Source organism: Methylobacterium sp. Leaf87 (assembly GCF_001422775.1).
GTDB lineage: Bacteria > Pseudomonadota > Alphaproteobacteria > Rhizobiales > Beijerinckiaceae > Methylobacterium.
The window spans coordinates 1-6118 of the sequence record NZ_LMMI01000049.1 but is presented as its reverse complement, the minus strand read 5'-3'; the positions used below and the strand labels follow the sequence as shown (position 1 = coordinate 6118).

Below are 6118 nucleotides of genomic sequence, written 5' to 3'. Positions count from 1 at the left end.
GGATCGGTCCCGAAAGGGGCCGGGCCGGGGGACGCCGGGAGACCGGCTAAACTTACAAAAACAGGGTCTCGCGGCGTCCCGCGTCTCCCGTTTCCTCAGGTCGTCCCCCGCGCCGAACCGGCGGCGGGGCGCTGGCGCGTGCGCGCCGGGCAGTTGGCCCTGGAGGGCAGGGCTTGGCCCGGGAGGGCAGGGCTTGGCCCGGGAAGAGACGAAAAAGGCCCTACTCGGGCCGGTCGGCCCCGCACCGCACGAGCCCCGCCCGCATATGCGTGGGGGCCGGCGCCTCCACGACGATCGGCGGCTTCTTCGGATAGAGCGGCAGGGTGAGCGCCCGCGCATGAAGCTGCAGGCCCGGTCCGCCGCTGCGCGGGCCGGAGCCGTAGATCGGGTCCCCCACGATGGGAAAGCCGGACGCCGCGCAATGGACCCGCAGCTGGTGGGTCCGGCCGGTCACGGGGGTGAGGGCGAGCCACGCGAGGCCGTCCCCGCGCCCGAGCACCTGCCAATGGGTGAGCGAGGGATCGCCGCACGGGTCCGCCTTCATCCACCACGAGCGCGGATCGTCGGAGCGCCGCGCCAGGGGGAGATCGATGCGGCCGGTGTCCTGCGCGGGCCCCCCCTCGACCAGGGCCCAGTAGGTCTTGCCGACGCTGCCGCTCGCGGCGAACAGCTTGTTGAGGCGGGCCAGCGCCTTGGCGTGGCGGCCGAGAGCAAGGCAGCCCGACGTGTCGCGGTCGAGGCGATGGGCCGCCTCCGGGCGCCGGGGCAGGCCGAAGCGCAGGGCGTCGAGGTGGTCGGTGAGGGTTTCGCCGCCTTTCGGGCCGGGATGGACCGGCAGACCCGCCGGCTTGTCGATGACGAGGACGAGGGCATCGCGGTAGAGGAGGCGCGCACCTATGTCTGTTACGAGGGCATCGGCTGGGGGCATGGCCTTGGCGCTTACCATGCCGGGTCCGGGGAGCAAGCGGGAATGAGCGAAGACAAGAGGCCGGGCTGGCTGCTGCGCAAGATGTTCGGCACCAAGGAGGAGCCGCGCCCCGAACCGGTGCCCGTGCAGCCCCCCGATCCGAAGCCGCTTCCGCCTCCCGTTCCCCGGCCGGTGGCCGAGGCGCCGGTGGTCGCGCCTCCGGTGGCCGAGCCCGTCGCCCCCCCGCCCGAATCTCCGGCCTCGTTCTCCGAGGGCCAGCCGGATTTCGCCACCGCGGCGACGGACGTCTCTCATGTGCCGCCCCCTCCGAGCGAGCCCGCCGCGGGCACGCCCGGCAAGAACGCGGTCCCGGACGAGATCGAGGGCGCCGACCTCCAGCCCGTCGAGGGCACGCAAGAGCGCCCGCCCGCCGGCACCGCGGGCGACGATCCGGCGCGCGGCGCCGAGGCGGCCGACACCACGTCCCAAGCCTTCGCGCCGCATGGGGCACCGGACCCCGAACCGGAGGTCGCGACCCAGATCTTCCTGCCGGAGCCGGAGGCCGAGCCCGAGGGCGAGAAGCGCGGCTGGTGGAGCCGCCTGACGGGGGGCATGAAGCGCACCTCCTCGGCGCTGACCGAGCGCGTCACGGGCCTGTTCACGAAGCGCAAGCTCGACGCCGACACCCTGGAGGAGTTGGAGGACGCCCTGATCCAGGCCGATTTCGGCATCGAGACCGCGACACGGATCTCGGAGGCCGTGGGCAAGGGCCGGTACGAGAAGGGCATTTCGCCCGATGCCGTGCGGGAGATCCTGGCCGCCGAGGTCGAGCGGGCGCTGACCCCCGTGGCGATCCCGTTCACCATCGACACGACGAAGAAACCGTTCGTCATCCTGATGATCGGCGTCAACGGAGCCGGCAAGACCACCACCATCGGCAAGCTCGCCATGAAGCTGAGGGCGGACGGGCATTCGCTGATGCTGGCGGCCGGCGACACGTTCCGGGCGGCGGCCATCGAGCAGCTCAAGGTCTGGGGCCAGCGCACGGGCACGCCGGTCATCGCCCGGGCCCAGGGCGCGGACGCGGCGGGCCTCGCCTACGACGCCTACGAGGCGGCGAAGCAGCAGGGCACCGACGTGCTCCTCATCGACACGGCCGGCCGGCTCCAGAACAAGGCCGGGCTCATGGCCGAACTCGAGAAGATCCTGCGGGTGATCCGCAAGATCGACCCGGAGGCCCCCCACGCGGTGCTCCTCGTCCTCGATGCCACCGTCGGCCAGAACGCCCTGAGCCAGGTCGAGCTGTTCTCGAAGGCCGCTCAGGTCACCGGCCTCGTGATGACCAAGCTCGACGGCACGGCGCGGGGCGGCATCCTGGTGGCGCTCGCGGCGAAATTCGGTCTGCCGGTTCACTTCATCGGTGTCGGCGAGGGGGTCGAGGACCTCGAGCCGTTCGAGGCCCGCGACTTCGCCCGCGCCATCGCGGGATTGGACAAGGACTAGCGGCGCGTCCGCCAGGACCGGGCCCTCACCTCCAAAAGCCGCGACGCGCCGCGCGCGGCCCTCTATGACGGATGCCATGCAGATCGAAGCCGTTCCCCCGCACCGCCACCTGCCGCCGCTTCTGAAGCTCGCCCTCGAGCTCGGGCCGCTGGTGATCTTCTTCCTCGGCAACGCCTATGCCGAGCGGTTCGGGGTCCTCCCCGAGCAGAAGCTGTTCGTCGCCACCGGGGTGTTCATCGCCGCGACGGTGGTGGCGCTCGCCATCCACTTCGCCCTGGTGCGGCGCCTGCCCATCATGCCCCTGGTCTCGGGCGTGGTGGTGGTGGTGTTCGGCGGCCTGACCCTGGCCCTGCAGGACAAGACCTTCATCATGATGAAGCCCACCATCGTGAACACCCTGTTCGGGCTCGTGCTGCTCGGCGGCCTCGCCTTCGGCAAATCCCTGCTGTCCGTGGTGCTCGACAGCATGTTCGCCCTGACGGAGGAGGGCTGGCGCAAGCTCACCTTCCGCTGGGGCCTCTTCTTCCTCGTCCTTGCGGTGATCAACGAGGTGGTGTGGCGCACGCAGACGGAGGATTTCTGGGTGAGCTTCAAGGTGTTCGGCATCATGCCGCTCACGGTCGCGTTCGCCCTGGCGCAGACACCGCTCCTCCTTCGCCACGAGCGCAAGGATGCGGGCGCCGCCTGAGACGCGATGGGGTTCGAGGGGGCTTTGCCCGCCTCGAAGCCCTGTTCAGCCCAGGACGCGCTGGTACTCGGCCTCCGGGCCGCCGTAGGCGTCTCCCGCGATGGCGAGCATTTGCGACCGGTCGCAGATGCCGATGCCGCCACGCCGGGTCCTGACGGCACCCGCGTCGCTGAGATTGCGCAGGGCCGTGGTCACGCCGGCCCGGCGTACGCCGAGCATCAGCGACAGGAGTTCGTGCGTCAGCGGGAGATCCTCGCGATCCGTGCGGTCGTGGCACATGAGCAACCAGCGTGCGAGGCGCTGCTCGAGGGTGAAGCGGCTGTTGCACAAGCTGCCCTGCGCGAGCTGAATCGCGAAGACCTGCGCATAGCGCAACAGGCGATCGTGCAGGGGGCGGCATTCGGTCAGAGCCGCCCGGAACGCCCGCGCTTCGATGCAGAGCGCCCGGCATGGAATCTGGACGATGGTCTCGTGCGGCCAGCTGTCGAGACCATGCAGTAGGGGAAGTCCCGTCATTCCCTCGGGGCCGATGGCACCGACCTCCGCCTGCACGCCGGCGGGGGTGCGTGCCATCACGGAGATCATTCCGGGCTCGGGGAAACACACCTGGGCAATGGCTACGTCGGGGGTTTCCAGGACGATGCCGCTCTCGAACGAACGGCGCTCCAGTTCCGGCTGGAGTCGCGCAAATTCATCGGGGGTCAACGCTCCCAGCAGCCGGTTGCGTACTTCGAGTTGAACAATGCGCGACGTCAAGGCTCTGCCGATCCATAGGCACGATCAATTGCCACCTGATGCCTGCTGCCCGTCCTTATCAACGAACGATCCGCTTATAATACCCCCAAAAACCAGACCTGTGAACAGCTTATCTACGTATCAAAAAGTACGATCTCGTACATAAGGAAACTTTATATCGGAATCAAACTTTTTGAAAATCGCGAGAAGAGTTTATTTCTGCTTTATATTCTACCGTTTTCATCAAACAGTAGAAAAACACCCTTCCATAGATAACCCTGCTTATTCGCAGCCGAAGAAGATCTGCTTTGGCCGAAGTGACCCTGACCTTCCGACTATCGTAGAAGCAGTTCGCGCGAAGCACCGCGCAGAAACCCACGCATCCGCTGGCGATGCGGGCCTCGGGACTCTCGAATGACGCCGAAGCCAGAGCCGAGGATGGGATCCATCGTGATCTCGGGGACCACCAAGCGTGGGACGCTCCCGACGCCGAAGTGCGGCCTCGACGCGACCGCTAAGGCACGGCCTCGGCCACGGCGCCTGCAGCGCGCATCTTGTCGACGACGTTCCGGTAGTTCTCCGGCGTGACGATCCCGACGAGCTTGTCGCGGATGGTCCCGTCCGGCCCGACGATGAAGCTCTCGGGCACGCCGTAGACCCCGAAATCGATGGCGGTGCGGCCGGTGGAATCCATGCCGACCGCCCCGAACGGCACGCCGTTGCGGGCAAGGAAGCGACGGGCGTTCTCGGGGGCGTCCTTGTAGGCGATCCCCACGAGGTGGAGCCCGGGCTCGCGGGCGAGGCGCATGAGCTGCGGATGCTCGATCTGGCACGGCGCGCACCACGAGGCCCAGAAGTTGACGAGGGTCACCCGGCCCTTGAGCGCGGCGCTGGAGAGGCCGGGCAGGGGCACGCCGTTGGCGGTGGCGCCGGGGAGGGCGGCCAGATCGAAAGCTGGAGCGGGCCGGCCGATCAGCACGGAGGGGACGGCCGAGGGGTCCGCGCCCGAGCGCAGGCGCACGAAGAACAATCCCGCGAGCACCACGAAGGTGACGAGGGGCACGATGAGCAGAAGGGAGCGCCGGGCCGGCTCGGACCCGCTCATGCGCCTGCCCCCGAAGACCGGGCCGAGGGCGCAGCGGGCTCCTGCAGGGCCGCCAGGGCGCGGGTCTGGGCACGCCGATCGCGCACCGCGTGCCAGATCAGGCCGGCGATGACGAGGGCCGTGAAGGCGTAGGCCCCGAGGATGAAGCCCGCGTGGGGCCCGAGATCATGAGGTCCGAGATTCATGATCGTCACAGGCCCCGGATCGCCCCGAGGGGTACGCTGGTATCGAGCCGTTCGGCCTCGCGGATCGTCAGCGTCCGCACGCGGCGCCGCAGGATCTCCGTGCGCATGGCGGTGAGATGCAGGGTGATTCCCAACAGGGTGAAGGCGAGGATCATCTCGAGGAGCGGGTAGAGCATCGAGGGGTCGATGGACGAGCCCCCCATGCGCATGATCGAGGCCGGCTGGTGCAGGGTCGACCACCAGTTCACCGAGAACTTGATGATCGGAAGGTTCACGGCGCCCACGAGGGTCAGGATCGCGATGGCGCGGGCGGCCCGGCTCGGATCCTCGATGGTGCGCCAAAGGGCGATGATGCCGCAATAGATCAGGAACAGCACCAGCATGGAGGTGAGACGCGCGTCCCAGACCCAGTAGGTGCCCCACATGGGCTTGCCCCAGAGCGAGCCGGTGACGAGGCAGATCAGGGTGAAGGCCGCACCGATGGGGGCGGCGGCGCGCTGGGCCACATCCGCCAGGGGATGACGCCAGACCAGGGTGCCGATGGCCGAGACCGCCATGGCGCCGTAGAAGAACACCCCGAGCCAGGCCGCCGGGACGTGGATGTACATGATCCGCACGGTCTCGCCCTGCTGGTAGTCGGGCGGAACGGTGAACCAGGTGAGATAGAGGCCGAACGCCAGGAGTATGCCCGAGAGCCCGGCGAACCAGGGCATCAGCGGGGCGGTCCAGCGCAGGAAGTTGCCGGGATGGGCGAGGCGTGTCCACATGGTTCGCGATCTAGCCCAGGGTGCGGTGCAGCGGCAATGCGGGCGTTGCGCGCAAGGCTGCTTCGCACACAAGGGTGCCTGCGTGTGTGAAGGAGACGCTTAGAGCCCGTCCGATAATGTCCGGCCGGAGTTGAGTGGCCGGGATGGCGGTGATTCCAGAAGGGTGCTGAAGCCTCATCTGGACGTGCCATGTGGACCCCGACCACTCGCCGGCAGCATAGCCGTGCG

The 6118-nt window shown here is 68.6% G+C and carries 7 protein-coding genes; 2 read left to right on the top strand and 5 right to left on the bottom strand.

Annotated elements, in window-relative coordinates; translation table 11 throughout:
* Positions 1 to 220: 220 nt before the first annotated feature.
* Positions 221 to 946, bottom strand: a complete 726-nt coding sequence (locus ASF22_RS18935; protein ID WP_244473717.1) for an RNA pseudouridine synthase — start codon at positions 944 to 946, stop codon at positions 221 to 223.
* Positions 947 to 970: 24 nt separating this feature from the next.
* On the opposite strand from ASF22_RS18935, the gene ftsY reads away from it, so the two are divergent.
* Entirely contained in the window at positions 971 to 2410 is a 1440-nt protein-coding gene (ftsY, locus tag ASF22_RS18930; RefSeq protein ID WP_056267196.1) for a signal recognition particle-docking protein FtsY, read from the top strand.
* 76 nt (positions 2411 to 2486) lie between these two features.
* The gene (locus tag ASF22_RS18925) at positions 2487 to 3098 is read left to right on the top strand and encodes a septation protein A (protein ID WP_056169212.1); all 612 of its coding nucleotides are present in this window, start codon (positions 2487 to 2489) and stop codon (positions 3096 to 3098) included.
* Positions 3099 to 3143: 45 nt separating this feature from the next.
* Here the strand turns inward: ASF22_RS18925 and ASF22_RS18920 are convergent, their stop codons facing one another.
* The 4 genes from ASF22_RS18920 to ASF22_RS18905 form a co-directional block, all read right to left on the bottom strand.
* Positions 3144 to 3671 (bottom strand): Crp/Fnr family transcriptional regulator, encoded by a 528-nt coding sequence (locus ASF22_RS18920; protein ID WP_244472947.1) that lies wholly within the window; start codon positions 3669 to 3671, stop codon positions 3144 to 3146.
* Between the two features lie 676 nt (positions 3672 to 4347).
* Positions 4348 to 4938: a DsbE family thiol:disulfide interchange protein gene (locus tag ASF22_RS18915; RefSeq protein WP_056169191.1), complete on the bottom strand. Its 591-nt coding sequence runs from the start codon at positions 4936 to 4938 to the stop codon at positions 4348 to 4350.
* Positions 4935 to 5123, bottom strand: a complete 189-nt coding sequence (gene ccmD / locus ASF22_RS18910) for a heme exporter protein CcmD (protein ID WP_056169206.1) — start codon at positions 5121 to 5123, stop codon at positions 4935 to 4937. Before ccmD ends, ASF22_RS18915 begins: the two co-directional genes overlap by 4 nt.
* Before the next feature lie 5 nt (positions 5124 to 5128).
* On the bottom strand, positions 5129 to 5890 hold the full coding sequence (locus tag ASF22_RS18905) for a heme ABC transporter permease (RefSeq protein ID WP_056267194.1): 762 nt from the start codon (positions 5888 to 5890) through the stop codon (positions 5129 to 5131).
* Positions 5891 to 6118: the final 228 nt, after the last annotated feature.